Origin of the sequence: Mucilaginibacter sp. dw_454, from assembly GCF_018449775.1 — a bacterium.
Taxonomy (GTDB): Bacteria; Bacteroidota; Bacteroidia; order Sphingobacteriales; family Sphingobacteriaceae; genus Mucilaginibacter.
Map to the genome: position 1 here is coordinate 861912 of NZ_JAAVVB010000001.1, position 17948 is coordinate 879859.

Sequence of the window (17948 nt, forward strand, 5' to 3'; positions counted from 1 at the left end):
ATCATGTCCGTCTTTTATCTGAAATATAAACCGCATTATCGCGATAACCTAAAACTGGCTATACCTGTTGTAATATCTCAATTAGGTCATACACTGGTGCAAACCTCTGACACCATTATAGTTGGGCACTTTGCCGGAACCATCAGTTTAGCTGCCGTGGCTCTGGCTACCAGTATATTTACCATCCCCCTAATTATCGGTATAGGTATTTCCTACGGCTCTACCCCTCTTATCGCCCAGCATAACGGTCGCGGTGAATTTGCAGAATGCGGGCAACTGTTATCCAATAGTTTATTCATTAATGCCATCACCGGTGTCATACTTTTTGGTTTGGTCTGTTTGGGTTCGATATATTTACTGGACGATCTGCATCAATCGCAACAAGTGCTGATTAAAGCTAAACCCTTTTTGATGCTGCTTGCATTGTCGGTTATCCCCATGTTAATCTTTAATACGTTTAAGCAGTTTGCCGAGGGCTTAGGTTTCACTAAACAAGCTATGCTCATATCTATTTGGGGGAATATTTTAAATATATGCCTGGGGATAACATTTGTAAAAGGCCTATTCGGTATTCATCCTATGGGCATCATGGGCGCAGGTTACAGTACTTTGATAGACCGTTGTGTGATGTCGATCGTTATGGGCGTATATGTTTTCAAATCGAAAAACTTCAGGAAATATCTGAAAGATTTTTCGGTGAGAAACGTTAACCGGGTACGTAGTTTAAGTATCTTAAAAATCGGCGCACCCGTAGCTTTGCAATATGCTTTTGAAATCAGTGCATTTAGCGCAGCTGCAATTTTAATGGGCACTATTGGCGTGTTACCTCAGGCTGCGCATCAAATTGCCATCAACCTGGCATCGATGACTTATATGATGTCGAGCGGCGTATCTGCGGCGGCGGCTATTAAATCCGGGAACTATTTTGGCGCAAAAGATCATGGCGGGTTACGACTCTCTGCGAACGCAAGTTACCATATCGTGTTGATCTTTATGGCTTTTACCGCTTTGATCTTTACCTTCGGGAATAACCTGTTACCCTGGATATATACATCAGATAAGGCGGTTATAGGCATTGCAGCACAGTTACTTATACTCGCAGCTATCTTCCAGCTATTTGATGGTGCGCAGGTTGTAGGGCTAGGTATTTTACGCGGCATGGGCGATGTAAATATCCCGACAGTAATTACCTTCCTGGCTTATTGGGTAGTGGGATTACCCATCGGGTACTACTGGGGAATCCATTTAAACTGGGGGCCCAGCGGTATTTGGTACGGCTTGGTTTTAGGATTGATGGTATCGGCAGTGTTACTCTACATTCGCTTTAAGATTATCAGCAAACACCAGCGGTTTCGCCAGTCCATCATCATCGCTAAAGATTAAAAATACATTTCGGCAGCTAGTCGATAAGTATTACAATGTGCTTCGATGATATCTTTGATCTCCGGTGAGTAGCCGCCGCCCATGCTAACCTGCACCGGTATATGGTTTTCAATGCATTGTTCAAACACAAACCGGTCTCTCTCCTTACATCCCTTTTTGGTTAAATGTATTTTACCCAGTTTATCTGTTTTTAAAACGTCAACACCCGACAAATAAAAGATAAATTGTGGTTTTTGCTGCGCGATAAGTTTGGGTAAAGTGTTTTTTAGAATGTCCAGATATTCGTCGTCAGCAGTGCCGTCCGGCAATGCTATATCCAGATCAGATCGCTCTTTCCGGTACGGGAAATTATTGGCCCCGTGCATAGAAAAAGTAAAAACGCGCGGCTCATGTTCGAATATTTGCGCGGTACCATTACCTTGATGTACATCTAAATCTATTATCAATACAGATGATGATAAATTATTGTTTAATAAATAGTTGGCTGCAATTGACTGATCATTTAACATACAAAATCCCTCGCCCCAATTGGTGCCGGCATGGTGGGTGCCACCTGCAGCATTGAAAGCAACCCCATATTCGAAAGCATAGCTGCAACCATCAATAGTTCCCTGCGCAATGGTACGCTCCCGTTGAATCAAACGGTCGGACAGCTCGAAGCCTATACGGCGCTGTTCTTTAGGCGATAAGGTAAGGTCACGTAACTGGTGCCAGTAGCCCTGGTCGTGAGTGGCAAGAATAGCTTCCTCCTTCACTATCTTTGGCCCAAATAAGTTCTCTGCTGTAATCAATCCCTCATGAAGTAGTTGGCCGGGTATCAGCTCGTATTTTGACATCGGAAACCGATGGTTGGGTGGAACTGGGAGTATATAGATAGAGTCAAAAGCGATTTTAAGCATTTAAATATTCGATATAAGCTACTTTAGCAAGATAAGCGTGAAATAATGCGTCGAACGTTAATTTGTTGCAATAGCAGGCCTCAAATGACGTTATTTATTTGGACTGCTAACAAACCGATCGCCTTTAACGTAAAAACGATAAGGTAAGAGCGCATCTTGTTTGGCATAAGCCACGCCAACGCGGGGTACAGCCGCAATCTGTTCATCAGGTATCACCATCCCCCGATCCTCAATCCACAAAGTATCACTTTGCAGATTGATGGCGTTAATCTGCCTGGATATCCCTAAAGCTTGCGCAACAGAACCAGGGCCTGAAGTGATGGTTCGCTTTACCTCAGTCATTTTTCGCCGATACTGCATAACCTCCAACCCATCAGTTGGATGGATAGCTCTAATTAATATGGCATGGGGATGTCCCTCAACAGAGGTAACTACATTAAACATCTCATGAATACCATAACAGAGGTAAACATAAGCCACACCGCCGTTCATATACATTACCTTTGTACGGGGTGTTAATCGATTTTCGAAGGCATGTGAAGCACGGTCTACAACACCATTATAAGCTTCTGTTTCAACGATGTAACCGCCGGTAACTTCGCCATTAATACAGGTAAATAAATACTTACCCAGTAGTTCGCGACTGATAGTAACTACATCATTTCGCTGATAAAAAGACAGTGGCAGTTTCATTTCTTTTTGAGGATGTCCTTTAATATTTTGTTGATCTGCTTCGCTTTATCGAAAACCATAATGTGCGTTCCGCCTTTAACGATTGTTGCATTAATGATGTTCTTATAATTAAAAACCAGGTCTTTATCGCCGTGTATATGGTACATGTTAGGTGGAACGACTTGATTATCCCATGTTAGCGCCGCACCTATGGCCCATTTCAAAAACTTAGGCGATGATTTTTGCACCATGTCGTGAAATAGCCAGGCGTCGTGTTTATCCATGTGGCCAAAAAAGGGTTTTGCGATATAGCCTATTTTACCCAACACTCGCCCAGTTAAAATTTTGTAAAGTGGTACAGCATTAAAGAACTTAAAATACCAGGGTGCTTCGCTAATTGTCTTAATACTGGAAATTAATATTACCTTATTAAGCCTGAGTTGCTTGGCTATTTCCGTGGCGATCATCCCTCCTAACGAAACGCCAATTACTATGGAATTATTTGTTACAAAATATTGATGTATAAGCTTTTGTGAGTAAGTATTTAAAGTATCAGTTTCATTAGGTTCAATCCAGTCTACCGGCGTTACATCGTTGTCGCCCAGGTCAATATTGTTATAAAGACGGGTGTCGGCTCCCAGTCCTGCTATCAGAAATATCTTACTCATTGAAGTTAATGAACCCGATAATCCGTTCAAGATATCGAGCATCGGTTTCGTCAAAACCTGCTAAATGTTCACTGTCTGCATCTAACACGCCAACTACCCGATTGTTGTGAAATAATGGCAATACAATCTCAGAGCGAGAGGCCGAGCTGCAGGCAATATGCCCCGGGAAAGCATCCACATCAGGTACCACTAACGTTTTAGCCTGCTCCCATGCACCACCGCAAACACCTTTGCCCTTAGCAATGCGCGTACAGGCAACAGGCCCTTGAAAGGGTCCTAAAACCAGTTCGCCATTCTTTACCAGGTAAAAGCCTACCCAAAGCCACTTAAATTGCTCTTTTAGTGCGGCGCAGATATTGGCCAGGTTAGCTACTAAGTCCGGCTCGCCCTGTAGTAGTGCTTCTATTTGCGGGATCAGCGAGGTGTATTGTTCTGTCTTATCGGATGATGATATGATTATTAGATCTTCTGCCATAAAGCAAATGTAACTACGTGCGGATCAAATTAAATAAGGCAAATCTCATATTTAATTTTTTATTTTTAGCCGCATAAGATCATTATCCCTTTAAAATCATTTAAAAGCCGTATAAATCGTTTAAATGTCTTTAAAATCACTTAATTTCTTTTAAAATGAGAGTAATAGCAGAATTGCCGCATCCGGATTTCAAAATTACCATTTTTAGCATGAACCAAAAGTTCATTGTGAAAATGGAACGCGGTATATTGGAACAGACATACAAAGTCCCTGAGATGGATTTGACCGATGGTATAAACAGTGTGTTTGAATTATTGGATGAGGAGTTTCTAAAAACCATCGCCGCACGCTTTGTTGATATGGGAAAGGACTTCAAAGAGGCTTATCACCGCTATAATTACTAGCCAAATAAAATTTTGTTGTCTGTTTTTTTTAAATATTAATTATTTATTTTTCAATTGTTTATATAGGTTAACTAAACTATTATGGGAGATTATATACAACGTTAACCCAGTCCTGTTTCCGATAACGATTGCGTAAAAATATTCGTGGCTAAATATAATTATTGGCCGATTAAATTGTAGAATTGCTATCCAATCAATGATAATACACTATTAATTTTATGAAGACATCTTTGAAAATAAAAGCTTTGGCTTTAGGTACTTTAACTGCAGCATTGATATGTGCTACCGTTATCGCACTTCCCTCTTTTACCCAGAATATTGACCCTGCTACAATCACCATCAACTCCGTTAAGGTTACCGACGGTATAAAAGCGCCAACGTCTCTTGCCTTCCCTGCGCCGAATAAAGCATGGGTTACCGAGCAGACTGGTGCTATCCGTTTAATTAAAGATGGTAAGTTAACAGACGTAGTGGTATTGGATGTAAAAGATAAAATGATTAAGGTTAATTCAGGCTATGAGGAACGCGGGTTGTTAAACGTTATCCTGAGTCCAAAATTTGCCACAAATGGCAAGTTCTATATTTATTATAGCGCACCACATAAAAACGAACAGGGTAAACCCCGATTCGATCATACTGATGTTGTGGCAGAATACAAGATGCTACCTAACTCAGACCAGGCAGATCCAAACAGTGCGCGTATTATCTTAACCCAAAACAAACCAGACGGTAATCACAACGGTAGCGGTATTGTTTTCGGTACTGATGGTTATTTGTATGTTACTTTTGGCGATGGCGGCGGCCAACATGATCAACACGGCGCTATTGGCAACGGGCAAAACTTGAACACCCTGTTGGGTAAAGTTTTACGTATTGATATTAATGTCGATTCTACTTACTCAGTACCCAAAGACAATCCATTTGTAGGCAAAGCCGGCGTAAGACCTGAAATTTGGGCCTACGGTTTCCGTAACCCATATCGTATAACAATGGATAGGGCTTCTAAGCAATTGTTTATTGGCGAAGTTGGCCAGGATTTATGGGAAGAAGTAGATATCCTGCAAAAAGGTGCTAATTATGGCTGGCGCATTGTAGAAGGCAATCATTGCCATAACCCTGCCACCGGTTGCGACTTTACAGGCATCACTCCGCCTATTACAGAATATGCGCACAGCGAAGGTGTATCGGTTATCGGTGGCTATGTCTATAATGGCAAGCAAATTCCATCCATAAAAGGTAAATACATTTTTGGCGACTGGACAGGCCCGGTGTGGTACCTGCAGAAAGCCGGCGAAAAATGGCTGAGAGGAAAGGTAACCATTAACAACTTCCCTGCCCAGGGAAAAATTACAGGCTGGGGCGAAGATCAATCCGGAGAATTGTATTATCTTACCAATTCAGAAACCGGCCCCGGTGGCCCTGGTGTTACAACCGGCAGCGTTTATAAAATCGTCAAAAACCAATAAATGAGAAAATATTTAAACGGTAGTTTATTAACTGTTTTGTTAGGGGGAGTCGGCATATTGCTACTCCCTTCTTACGTTTTAAAGAAAGCTGATCCGGATGGACTGTTAGCACCGACGCTAACTTTCAAAGCTCAACCAATAGTTGACGGTTTACAGGCGCCTTTAGATATGACCTTTATTGGCAATGGCGATATTCTGGTAGCCGAACAGGCCGGAAAGATAAGACTGATCAAGAACGGCAAGTTGACGGATGCGCCGCTATTAGATATCAGCAGTAAACTCATCAAGCTGATGCCTGTAGATGTGCGCGGTTTGTTGGGATTTGCTGTGCATCCAAAGTTCAAGAGCAATCATAAGATTTACGTTTTTTATAGCGCGCCTGCTACCGCTGAAAAATCCGACCATAAAGATGTGGTGGCCGAGTACACCTTATCAAACAATGCTACCCTGCCTGATCCGGAAAGTGGTCGCATTTTATTTACTGCCGACGAACCCGGTCAAGGAGATAACGGCGGCTGCCTGAAGTTTGGACCCGACGGTTATTTATACGTTGCCATGGGCGATGGTGGCGGCGGTGGTGATAAGCATGGCCCGATAGGTAATGCTCAAAACATGAATACTCTGTTAGGTAAGGTATTAAGGATCGATGTAAACAGCGATTCAACTTACCTAATCCCAAAAGACAATCCTTTTGTTGGTAAGGCCAATGTAAGACCGGAAATTTGGGCCTATGGCGTACGCAATACCTGGCGGTTCTCATTCAACAGAGCCAACAAACAACTATTTACCTGCGATGTAGGTGAAGCAACCTGGGAGGAAATGGATGTCATTGAGAAGGGCGGCAATTATGGTTGGCGCATGGTTGAAGGCAATCATTGCTTTAATCCAAAAGAAGGTTGCGACTTTACAGGAACTATTAAACCCATTGCCGAATACGATCATAAAAATGGCGTCTGTGTAATTGGCGGCTATGTTTATAACGGTACTCAATTATCAGCCCAAAAAGGTAAATATTTCTTTGCCGATTGGACAGGCCCCATTTATTACATCGAGAAAAAAGGTAACGACTGGCAGCGCGGAAAAGTCGAATTACAGAACTATCCAACAAATCTTAAAATAACCAGCTGGGGCGAAGATCCGTCAGGCGAATTATACCTGATTACCAATGGCGGTAATTTATTGAGCGAGACTAAAGGAGCTATTTATAAAATTGTGAAGTAAAACTTTAAAAGATAGGTCATTTCTTTACCCGCTCCCTGTCTACCCCGTCTGTGCAAATAGGTGCACACAAGAACCTTGTGATTTACTTTCCCACCACGGCATCGTGAGCGAGGAACGAGCGCGACGATCTCCGGAACGCGCTCCCGTCCGCTCGTTTAGAGATCCTCATGCTGCGCTCAGGATGACGGCGCGGAAATAGGTGCACACAAGAACCTTGTGATTTACTTTCCCACCACGTCATCGTGAGCGAGGAACGAGCGTGACGATCTCCGGAACGCGCTCCCGTCCGCTCGTTTAGAGATCCTCACGCTGCGCTCAGGATGACGGCGCGGAAATAGGTGCACACAAGAACCTTGTGATTTACTTTCCCACCACGGCATCGTGAGCGAGGAACGAGCGCGACGATCTCCGGAACGCGTTCCCGTCCGCTCGTTTAGAGATCCTCACGCTGCGCTCAGGATGACGGCGCGGAAATAGGTGTACACAAGAACCTTGTGATTTACTTTCCCACCACGGCATCGTGAGCGAGGAACGAGCGTGACGATCTCCGGAACGCGTTCCCGTCCGCTCGTTTAGAGATCCTCATGCTGCGCTCAGGATGACGGCGCGGAGTACACTATAGGATTTATAAGTCTAAGTTTCACGCATTTGGTGTTTTCGTTTAACCAGTCATCAATTGCTTCACCAGCTCCGGTACCCCAGTAGTGGCCCTCTCCTCTATTTTGATTACATTTTTTATCCGGCTAATGTCCGGAATGCTCGGGTCTACAATGTATTTCGGCACATCATAATGCACATAATTAACCAATCCTGCTGCCGGGTAAACGACCAGCGATGAGCCTACCAATATAAAAATATCCGCTTGCTGACATTCCCTTGCTGCCGGGACGATCATCGGCACATCTTCGCCAAACCATACCACATGTGCGCGCAATTGTGAACCTAACTCGCACACCTCTCCCATTTTGATCTCCCAGCCATCCATTGGGTAAGTTAATGTTGAATCGACGTTAGATTGTGAGCGGGTAATTACTCCGTGCAGATGCATCACATTAGTAGAGCCTGCCCTTTCGTGCAAATCATCGATGTTTTGAGTAATGATGGTAACTTCATAATTCTTTTCCAGTTCTGCCAAAGCAAAGTGCGCGGCATTCGGTTTAGCGGCAAGCACATCTTTACGGCGCATGTTATAAAAGTCTTGCACCAGTTGCGGGTTTTGCTGCCACGCTTCGGGCGTTGCAACTTCGCGCACGTCATAACCCTCCCAAAGTCCATCGCTGTCTCTGAAGGTCTGTAAACCACTCTCTGCGCTAATACCGGCGCCGGTTAATACTACAATCTTTTTCATAAATGTCAATCCATAAAAAAAGCGGCCTGATAACGGGGCCGCTTTTTAATATTTGTTTGTTTAGTTTAAAGAGCAAGCTCGCGTTGGGTGCGTAATACAGTGTATTTACGCTTAGCCAATTCAAAACCACCAAACAGTATTGCGCCGAAAAGTAAATCGCCCAACAACATGTTCTTTTCAAATGGAATAGCGGCTACCAATGCAGCCATGTAGCCGCCGATGGTTTTAGGAAATAAGCCGCCGGCATCATTTATCCATGGCATATCCATAATCAACCAATGAATTAACACAGGTGCGAAAAGCACAACAATGCCGGTACCCAGGTTTATCTTTTTGATTAAAGTACCAATAGATATCACTATAGCGAAGCATACACAGTTCCAAAACGTATCGCCACTCAAAAAAGTTAACTTTGACGTGTAAAAATAATTGATGATCACATCGCTACAAAACAACGAAAGCAACACCACTGCATAAGCTTTCCATTTATCGGTGAAATAGACACCACCAAATATCGCGATAGCACCCACGGGTGTAAAGTTGCTCAACACACCCGGAAACTTATAAGTAACCAAACGCATGGCTGTAGCCGCAATGATCATTAAGATCAGCACTGCGTTTCTGGTATTTGTTTTTTGTAATGACATATCGGTAAATACTTATTTAGCCAAAATTACTAAACTATTATTTGTTAAGCAATACAATTTTGCCGGGGCTAATGCCTGTAGCAATGGCGTATTCTTTCTTACCTGTTTTGTCAAACGCAGTTAAAGTGCCGTTTGAAGCATAATCTTTAGCATCGCCAATAAATATTTCACCGGTAAGCGGATCACCCGATATGGAAAAAGGTGTAGTTATGGACGTTCCATCAGTAATAAAATTAACAGAAGCTGAAGATTGTGTTTTGGCGTTGTATACCGCAATCTGATAAGTTTTGTTATCGGTAGTTGTAGGGTAATATACAAAATCGCCTTGTGTATAAATAGGTATATTGTAACCCAGGCTAACAGTTGGTTCTGATTTAACCGCGTCGGTAGTAGCGTCAACAATGGTTAAACCCGCCGGCTTGGTATCAAAATCGCCTAAGGATAATACATATACATTGTTATAAGCATCAGCGGTTACCGCAATCGGATTGATCTGTACAGTGATTTTCTTTATTTCAGTAAGTGTAGCTAAATCGATTACTGATAAAGTGTTTGTCGGTGGATCTGGGTATAAAAGACCACCTGAGTTGGCTACATACAATTTGCCATTGGCAATTGCCATTTGTTCAGGGTCTGCACCTACCGTAATTGTTTTGGTTATTGTCATTGAAGTGGTATCGATAACTGATACCGTACCATCGTAAGAAGTCACAAACGCATGATTTTTGTCAAATACCACACTGCGCGGCTGGTGGAGCGTGATTTTTGACAATTGCTTAGCTGTTTTTGCAGTGGTAATATAAATAGCATCTGAGTTATTAACCACGATATACATTTTTGAACCATATATGCCCAGATCATTTCCGGTGTCTCCTAGTGTGCCTGGGGCGTTAGCGGCAGCGAATTGATCAGGTACCAGGCTCTTACTTGTGTAATCATAATAGGTCAATGTACTGTTATTATGCCCTATACCACCCTGGTTTAATACATAAATACCTGCTCTTTCAGCTGTCGGCTTGCTTGGAGCAGGTGTTACTTTATCCTTGTGGCAAGAGGCCAGCAATGTTATGCTTGCTAACGCGACAAGGAAAGAATGTAGTTTAAATTGTTTCATGATTTGTTGTTATGTTAAATTGAAATTTGAAATGAAAGTCTGTAAGAGCGGCCCGGCATAGGGTAGCTTTGTACTACCACATAGTTTTTATTAAAAAGATTATTGACTTCTGCCGATGCGGTAACCGGGAAATGTGAAAGCGATGTCTTGTAAACAACCGAAGCATCGCTAACCGAATAGGCTGGCATATAATCGGCAGCGTCGTTATTATTGTTATAATATCTTGATGAAATGGCTACCTGGTTATAGTATACCCCTATTGAACCTTTGCTAATGCCTGCGTTAAAAGAAACCGTGTTTTTTGGGATGTAGGGCAATTGATTAAGATAATTTTCGTCGGTAACCGGCCCCGTCACATTCAAAGCCTGCTGATAAGAGTAGTTGGCACTGATATCAAAGCGGTAGCCATTCCCTGCTTTCAGCGCTGTTTTAATGCCGGCATCTAGTCCTTTGATATCTACTTTACCAAAGTTTTGGGTCGATCCGTTATAGAGTGTAGGGATGAACACTATTTTATTAGATACATGGTTAAAATAGGCATCGGCGGTAACGGTTATAAAATCAAACAAACCATCTAAGCCCTTTCGATACGATCCGCCTGCATCATATTGTTGCGCATATTCGGGCTTAAGGTCTTTATTGGGCGAAAATCCATAATACAAATCGTTAAATGTCGGATTACGGAAACTCGATTTATAATAGGTGCGTAACTGAAAGTTCTGATCATCCAGCGGCTTTATAGTTGCCATTAACGTTGGTGAGAGCAAATGCTGATCGGGATAAGCCGTCCGGGTTTTTACACTTTCAAAGGTGTTGGTATAAAGTAAACTTCCTTGTAAAGTTAAACGCCCCAAAACCAGGTTTGATGCCAGCACATTCAATAGCGTTAAGCGCGTAGGAAAAGAGAAGTTGGGTATATCGGCATCCATATTATTCACTGCTACATCTGCCGCTAGCGAAATCTCCCAATTATTTAGAATAGAATAAGCCAACGCTGTCGATTGATAATACTCGCGCTGCGTAAAATGCTGGTCGAGTACGTTTGTTGCGGTGATAAAGTGCGGATCTAAATAATGTAGTTTACTATTGGTGAACTTTGCATTAAGAAGCAAACTAAATCCATCTGCCCATTTTTGCTCATAGCCAGCCTGGATAAACAGATCGCGGTTCCAAAGCTGTTGGCCAAATGTTGGTGGCGCATTGTCTATAACCGCGCCCGGCAATCCCCGGTCAGAATTATAGTAGTTGATATGTAAATTGAACCCGGCGCTATCTTTCGACCAATAAAGCGCGCCATCTGTTTGCTGCGCATTTATTTGGGTATTGTTACGTGTACCGCCGTCCTTTACACCATTGTCATTATGCGCATAATTATATCGTCCGTTAGCATCGGTTAAATAACTGTTGATGATGAAAGACCACGTGTTGCTTAACCGTTGCTGCCATTGTAAATAGGGTTCAACCAAACCGAAACTTCCTGCTTTTATGCCAGCTGTTATGGCATAAGGTTCAGCAGCGGTTAAATAGGGCTTGATAGTTTTGATAGAAAGCACACTTGACGATGCATAAGCTCTGGCTGTTTGAAGAATGGTTGGCGGCTGCCCGTTGTATAAAGTGATCTCCTGAATATTGGTGAGGTTTAATTTACCCAGGTCTATTTGCCCGTTTTCGGCATCGTTGATCTGTACGCCATCGAATAATACTGCGGTATGATTAGCGCCAAGGCCACGCACAGATATGGTTTTCAAGCCGCCTATACCACCATAATCTTTAATGCTAACACCTGAAAGGTTACGTATAGCGTCGGCAACGTTAAATGCACTGTAATGACTGAAATCGCTTGCTGATATGGTTTGCGAAGGAACAGCCAAGGGAACAGCTGGCAAAGTAGTAGTATTTACCTGTACCTCTTTGATCTTTTTGGTGGTATCGCTCTGCGCAGAAACGGAAATTGGTAAAGAAAGACATAACAATACCGCAAAACACCCCGGCTTGCGCCATTGATAGTTAAAAATAAGTGGTAAATGTTTCTTCATACCAGAGCTTTAGCTACAGCGCATATCAAGGATCATATAGAAATGAAAACACGCCGGTTATACAGGTGAGTATCTCAAATCCAAGCTTCAATCCCCGAAAGCTGTGAATAATATATGGTGCTCTGGCAGGTCTTCTGACTTACTCCCCTTTGTCCGGTCTTCCCACCCGGTTAATTGCGGATAGTGACCTATAGAATGGACGCTGGTATTGGAGCTTACAGCTGCGGGACAGTTACAGATTTACGCTGTATTCCCTTTTAATTCTTGGTTGATATTGACTGTCAACCAGAAACCTAAAGCGTTGCAAAAGTAGAATAACAAATGCTAACAACAAAACGATAACGATATTTAATTCACTAAAAAGAAAACCACCTGACGGCTATACTGTTAATTAGCGATAACATAAACGTTAAATTATGACAGGGAATACATTATATCCGGTTAAAAAGTACACAGAGGAGACTGAACCGATAGACATAAACTTAAACTGGCCCGAACGTTATATTTCTATAGCTACGGGTGTAAAACTTACTTTTTCAGGCTTGGGTGGTTTATTCTCAAGTCCTTTAACCAGTATATTAAAATTAGGTGCGGGTGGCTATTTATTAAACCGCGGTGTTAGCGGACATTGTGCTATTTATTCAAGAATAGGCAAAAACACGCAAGAGCCGGTTAATGTTAATATCCGCTCGGCGTTTACTATTAACAAACCACGTGAGGCCGTTTATAATTTTTGGCGACAATTGGATAATCTGCCATTATTCATGAATCACCTGGAGAGTGTTGAACTAATTGACGATACCCGCTCCCACTGGGTAATGAAATTGCCCACCGGAGTTGGCACCATCAGCTGGGACGCAGAAATTGTAGCAGACAAACCCGGCGAAGTGATTGGCTGGAGCTCGCTACCTGATTCTGTAATAGATAATGCCGGTAAAGTATTTTTCCGCGATGCGCAGGATGGTAAAGGCACTGTGGTTGATGTGCTAATCACTTATCAACCGCCTGCAGGCGGCCTTGGTGCAAGCGTTGCCAACTTATTAAATCCATTCTTTAAGAATATAGTGGATAATGATGTTCGCAACTTCAAGCAATATATGGATTTGGAAAATTCATTGAAGCCCGTAGCTAAAAACGGTCATCCGCACAAATCAGCCGCAAAAAAGCACGTGGCTGCCAAGCACTAGTTTGAATTTTTAATGTTAGTAAAAAGCCTCACCCGATATCGGATGAGGCTTTTGTCTTTTAGATGATATTTCTTACTCGATTTTCAAACCGTACTTATCACTAAACTTCTTATAAAGCTGCTTGTGGAGGTTATCGAGGTTAATATTTCTACCCTGAATAAACGCAGATTCAACGTTCAATGTCAGCATATCCAAAGCATCGCCCTCTGATATGAAAAGATTGGCGTCTTTACCTTTTTCTAATGTCCCGGTGGTTTTGTCGATACCTAATATTTTGGCGTTGTTTATGGTGATCATGCTTAATGCTTGTTCTTTGGTCAATCCATATCCTACTGCCTGGCCGGCCTCAAACGGCAAATTGCGCTGGCGCCAGAAACCAATACCGGTTAAACCATACTCAACACCTGCATCCTGCAATATTTTGGGTAATTTGTATGGCAGATATACATCGTCTTCATCCCTCGCCGGCAAAGTCTGTGTTTCGCGGATGATAACCGGGACATTGTTTTGTTTTAGCAGATTAGTCACCAGGTAAGATTCTTTACCGCCTACGATTACGGCTTTGATACCCAGTTTATTAGCAAATGATACTGCTTCAATGATCTCTTTAGCACCATCAGCGTTGATAAACAGTTTTTTGCTGCCGGTGAATAATCCTTTCAATGCTTCAAATTTCAGATTGATTGTTTCTGGTTTTGCTTCAGCATACGCTTTGGCAGCGGTGAATAAGTTGTTCACCTCGTCCAATTGTTTTAACCGGGCTTCGTCAGGCGATTCAGCCCCCGGCAGCACAATGGCTGCTCTTCTGCGTCCGGCCCTTACTATCGGCCAGTTTAAGTGTACAGCGATATCGGTTTTGTAAGCCGCGTCTTCCCAGTTCCAGGCATCCAGTTGTACTACTGATGATTGGCCAGACAACGTGCCACCTTCCGGTGTAGGCTGAGCTAATAAAATACCATTTGAACGAACCGTTGGGATAACTTTAGAATCGGTATTATAGGCAATAAGCGAGCGTACATTGGGGTTAAGTTCTCCTGTTTCCTCGTTATCTACCGTACCCTTTGCTCCTTCTTCAATTTCAATTAAACCCAATGTTGTCACCGGGCAAATAAAGCCGGGATAAACCTGTTTGCCGGTTGCGTTAATCACATCGGCTCCACTGGTGTTTGAAGGAGATCCCTCTCCAACAGCAGTGATCTTACCTTTATCAAAAGCAATATACCCATTGTTGATTACTTGCCCGTTGCCTACATGGATAGTAGCGCCGGTAATAATAATAGGCTTAGATTGTGGTTTGGCCGGCGATATCGTCGCCTGCCCATAAGTAAGGACGGTGCCAAGCAACAATCCTCCAAAAATTAATATCTTTTTCATGTTGTCTCGTCCTTATTTTGATTTAGCCATTCCGTTATAATCATCGGCAACTACGTAAGCGCCGTCTTCAATGGTGTCGCAATCATAAACCGGGCGGCGGCGACCGCCACCCACTGGTTGTACCGCTGCACCTTTGTTTTTAGCCTCTATCATTTTTTCGATGATGCGGCCCTCATCAGCTTTCAGTTCTTTTTGTTTCGCGGCGTCTTTGTCATAATCCCAGTAAGGTACACCATCAACATAGGTTTTTTCGGCAACAGCATAGATTGACAATGGATCGGTCGACCAAACAACCAGGTCAGCATCTTTACCTGCTTTTAAACTGCCAATCTTGTTATCAACGTGCAGCATTTTTGCAGGATTAAGTGTAACCAGTTTCAAGGCTTCTTCTTCGCTCATGTGGCCATAAGTAACCGCTTTACCGGCTTCCTGATTAAGGCGACGCGCCATTTCTTCATCGTCAGAATTAAAGGCGGTAGTAATACCCATGTCATGCATGATCTTTCCGTTGTATGGAATAGCCTCACTAACCTCGCTTTTGTATGCCCACCAGTCAGAGAAGGTTGAACCTGCTATACCATGTGCTTTCATTTTATCGGCTACTTTGTAGCCTTCCAGGATGTGGGTAAAGGTATTAACCTTGAAGCCCATTGAATCAGCCACATGGATCAGCATGTTGATCTCTGATTGCACGTAAGAGTGGCAAGTGATGTGACGTGTGTCGTGTAAAATCTCCACCAAAGCATCCAGTTCCAGATCGCGGCGCACATGATTTCCTTTCACCGCGCGGGCTGCTTCATATTCTTTAGCACGCGTAAAGGCATCAACATAAACTTGCTCTACACCCATACGGCTTTGCGGGAAACGGGTATTCGGTCCGCCCGGCAAGCTGAAATTACTTTGCTTAACGTTCTCGCCTAAGGCAAATTTGATAAAGCCCGGAGCGCCTTCCAGTTTCATTTCTTCAGGTAATACACCCCAGCGATGTTTGATCAGCATAGTCTGTCCGCCTATCGGATTTGCAGAACCGTGCAGAATATGCGAAGTAGTAACCCCGCCCGCCAGCTGGCGATAAAGGTTAATATCTTCTGAATCCAAAACGTCACCGATCCTAACCTCGGAAGTAACAGCTTGTGTACCTTCGTTGATACCACCGGTTGCAGCAATGTGCGAGTGCTCATCCACAATACCTGCGGTGATATGTTTGCCGGTAGCGTCGATAACTTTAGCATTGCCTGCCGGCAGGTTTTTACCTACGGCCTTGATCTTGCCGTTTTCTATTAATACGTCGGCATTTTTCAGGATGCCGTCCTTTTCGTTTGTCCAGACCGTGGCGTTTTTAAACAGAACGGTTTCGGCTTTGGGTATCTCGGCGTTGCCGAAAGCGGCGAAAGGATATACCACCGGGCCTGCTGTTAAATTAGGCTTTGTAGGCTCTTTCTTTTCAGATGCCGGTACCGGATCTGAATAGGTAGCCGACCAATTAGTCGACGTGCCATCAGGCAGGATGGCGCCACCGGTTAACGTAACCGGCGAGGTAGATGAAATATAACCATTCAGACGAATAGTACCAGCAGGGTTATTTTTCAAATCGAAATATAAATTAACCATATCACCGGTGCGAATGAATGTGCCACGCGCACGGGTACTGTCAGTTCCGCTGCGTTGAACACCTAACTCATACGAGCCGGGATTTCCGGTAATACGAAGCGTTACACCAGCCAGTCCATTGCCGCTTAATTTATAAGTTCCCGCCAGGTTAATGGCGCTTACGCGGTTAACTATATATTGCCTGCCCTCTACCCAGTTCTCGTAAATAACATTTTCCTTCTTGAACAGATCGTCGGAAGTAATCAGGAAGTTGGCCATTTTACCTTTAGCTAATGATCCTACTTTATCACTAACCCCCAGCATCTCCGCCGGAATTTCTGTTAACGATTTTAAAGCTTGTGTTTCACTTAAACCATGATCCATCGCAGTACGCAGGTTTGTCCAGAAATCGCGCGGATTAGTTAAACCATAAGAGGTTAGCGCAAAGCGGATGCCTGTCTTCTCCATAATAGCTGGGTTGTTAGGTGCTAATTCCCAGTCTTTTAATTGTTCGTATGATATCTTTCTCGCTTGTAGCGGATCTTCAACATCAAAAGCCTCCGGGAAAGTAAGCGGGATAATAAAGCTGCTGCCGGTAGCTTTCATGGCATCCAGGCGGCGGTATTCTTCGCCGTCTGTTTTATAGATATATTTTTTACCAAACTCTTTGGCAATTTTATCGGCACGCAAGGTCATCAACGGGTCGGTGCTTTCAAATATCTGCGGTAGGTTTTGTTCGCGATTAAACTCAGCTAATGAAATATTATACTCTTCTTTTTGCGAACCATACCATTGCGCATCCAGGTAAGTTTGCCTTACAAGTGCGATACTGCCCATTAACGATGATGGATAATTGGTTACGGCTGTTCCTTTAGAGAACGAGTAGTTAGCGGCCGCCTCGTCATTTAACATCACCAGGTTATCTCGTTCGTCACCTAAAGTAGCTACTACAGATGTGCCACGTGCAATACCATCGTGAATTAAAGATTGAACAGCACCGAATCCATTCTTCTTAAATGCTTCGGCTTTTTCACCATCGGCATGAAAAATAGATTTTACATTCATTTCCGGGCGAATGGCTTCATTCCAGCCATAAGCGCCTGGCTTGGTTGATACCGGCGTAATAGTGCGATTAAAAGTAAATGCCTGTCTCGGTGCATCAGGCAATCCGTAGCTAGTGTAGGCATCAATCAAACTCGGATAAATGTATTTGCCTTTCAGATCGACAACTACATAACCTTTTGGGATAGCGGTTCCCGCACCTACCGATTCAATTACACGGTCTTTGATCAGCAAAGTGCCATTCGGGATTGTTTGTTGTGAGTTTACGACGATCGTCGCGTTGGTAAAGGCGTATAATCCGGGCCGGATATCCTGCACACCATTTACCGGGAAGGTTTGTTGCGCCCGCGCAAAATTGCATAGCAGCGCCGCAAAACCACAGAGTAAAAATTTCTTCATGTG

Annotated in this window: 15 protein-coding genes and 1 riboswitch; of the genes, 5 read left to right on the forward strand and 10 right to left on the reverse strand. The window is 43.4% G+C overall.

The genetic code is table 11. The features are described from left to right. Window positions 1–3: 3 nt before the first annotated feature. Window positions 4–1383 carry an MATE family efflux transporter gene (locus tag HB679_RS03910; protein ID WP_214070624.1) on the forward strand — a complete coding sequence of 460 codons (1380 nt, stop codon included), beginning with the start codon at window positions 4–6 and terminating at the stop codon, window positions 1381–1383. Here HB679_RS03910 and HB679_RS03915 read toward each other — a convergent pair. The 4 genes from HB679_RS03915 to HB679_RS03930 all read right to left on the reverse strand — a co-directional run bounded on the left by HB679_RS03915 (window position 1380) and on the right by HB679_RS03930 (window position 4097). Next, entirely contained in the window at window positions 1380–2282 is a 903-nt protein-coding gene (locus HB679_RS03915; protein WP_214070625.1) for a histone deacetylase, read from the reverse strand. The genes HB679_RS03910 and HB679_RS03915 overlap by 4 nt on opposite strands. Window positions 2283–2372: 90 nt before the next feature. Then, window positions 2373–2975 carry a DNA-3-methyladenine glycosylase gene (locus HB679_RS03920; protein WP_214070626.1) on the reverse strand — a complete coding sequence of 201 codons (603 nt, stop codon included), beginning with the start codon at window positions 2973–2975 and terminating at the stop codon, window positions 2373–2375. Next, window positions 2972–3622 (reverse strand): alpha/beta hydrolase, encoded by a 651-nt coding sequence (locus HB679_RS03925; RefSeq protein WP_214070627.1) that lies wholly within the window; start codon window positions 3620–3622, stop codon window positions 2972–2974. Before HB679_RS03925 ends, HB679_RS03920 begins: the two co-directional genes overlap by 4 nt. Further along, window positions 3615–4097, reverse strand: a complete 483-nt coding sequence (locus HB679_RS03930) for a GAF domain-containing protein (RefSeq protein ID WP_214070628.1) — start codon at window positions 4095–4097, stop codon at window positions 3615–3617. The genes HB679_RS03925 and HB679_RS03930 overlap by 8 nt, the downstream gene beginning before the upstream one ends. 155 nt (window positions 4098–4252) lie before the next feature. Between HB679_RS03930 and HB679_RS03935 the strand changes: the two genes are divergently transcribed. The 3 genes from HB679_RS03935 to HB679_RS03945 all read left to right on the forward strand — a co-directional run bounded on the left by HB679_RS03935 (window position 4253) and on the right by HB679_RS03945 (window position 7188). After that, the gene (locus HB679_RS03935; protein ID WP_214070629.1) at window positions 4253–4501 is read left to right on the forward strand and encodes a hypothetical protein; all 249 of its coding nucleotides are present in this window, start codon (window positions 4253–4255) and stop codon (window positions 4499–4501) included. A 218-nt stretch (window positions 4502–4719) separates the two neighbouring features. Further along, complete coding sequence (locus tag HB679_RS03940) at window positions 4720–5967, forward strand: PQQ-dependent sugar dehydrogenase (protein WP_214070630.1); 1248 nt, start codon at window positions 4720–4722, stop codon at window positions 5965–5967. Beyond that, window positions 5968–7188, forward strand: a complete 1221-nt coding sequence (locus HB679_RS03945; protein WP_214070631.1) for a PQQ-dependent sugar dehydrogenase — start codon at window positions 5968–5970, stop codon at window positions 7186–7188. A gap of 661 nt (window positions 7189–7849) precedes the next feature. Here the strand turns inward: HB679_RS03945 and HB679_RS03950 are convergent. The 4 genes from HB679_RS03950 to HB679_RS03965 form a co-directional block, all read right to left on the reverse strand. After that, window positions 7850–8536: an NAD-dependent deacylase gene (locus HB679_RS03950; protein ID WP_214070632.1), complete on the reverse strand. Its 687-nt coding sequence runs from the start codon at window positions 8534–8536 to the stop codon at window positions 7850–7852. 65 nt (window positions 8537–8601) lie between these two features. Then, complete coding sequence (locus tag HB679_RS03955; protein ID WP_214070633.1) at window positions 8602–9183, reverse strand: DUF6580 family putative transport protein; 582 nt, start codon at window positions 9181–9183, stop codon at window positions 8602–8604. A 37-nt stretch (window positions 9184–9220) separates the two neighbouring features. Further along, complete coding sequence (locus HB679_RS03960) at window positions 9221–10297, reverse strand: YncE family protein (protein WP_214070634.1); 1077 nt, start codon at window positions 10295–10297, stop codon at window positions 9221–9223. Window positions 10298–10311: 14 nt separating this feature from the next. Beyond that, on the reverse strand, window positions 10312–12333 hold the full coding sequence (locus tag HB679_RS03965; RefSeq protein WP_214070635.1) for a TonB-dependent receptor: 2022 nt from the start codon (window positions 12331–12333) through the stop codon (window positions 10312–10314). 106 nt (window positions 12334–12439) lie between these two features. Next, window positions 12440–12645: riboswitch (cobalamin riboswitch) on the reverse strand. A gap of 104 nt (window positions 12646–12749) precedes the next feature. Between HB679_RS03965 and HB679_RS03970 the strand changes: the two genes are divergently transcribed. Beyond that, window positions 12750–13520: an SRPBCC family protein gene (locus tag HB679_RS03970; protein ID WP_214070636.1), complete on the forward strand. Its 771-nt coding sequence runs from the start codon at window positions 12750–12752 to the stop codon at window positions 13518–13520. Between the two features lie 72 nt (window positions 13521–13592). On the opposite strand, the gene HB679_RS03975 is transcribed toward HB679_RS03970, so the two are convergent. Next, a complete protein-coding gene (locus HB679_RS03975) occupies window positions 13593–14894 on the reverse strand; it encodes an amidohydrolase family protein (protein ID WP_214070637.1) in 1302 nt (433 codons plus the stop codon). Between the two features lie 12 nt (window positions 14895–14906). Then, a complete protein-coding gene (locus tag HB679_RS03980) occupies window positions 14907–17945 on the reverse strand; it encodes an amidohydrolase family protein (protein WP_214070638.1) in 3039 nt (1012 codons plus the stop codon). Window positions 17946–17948: the final 3 nt, after the last annotated feature.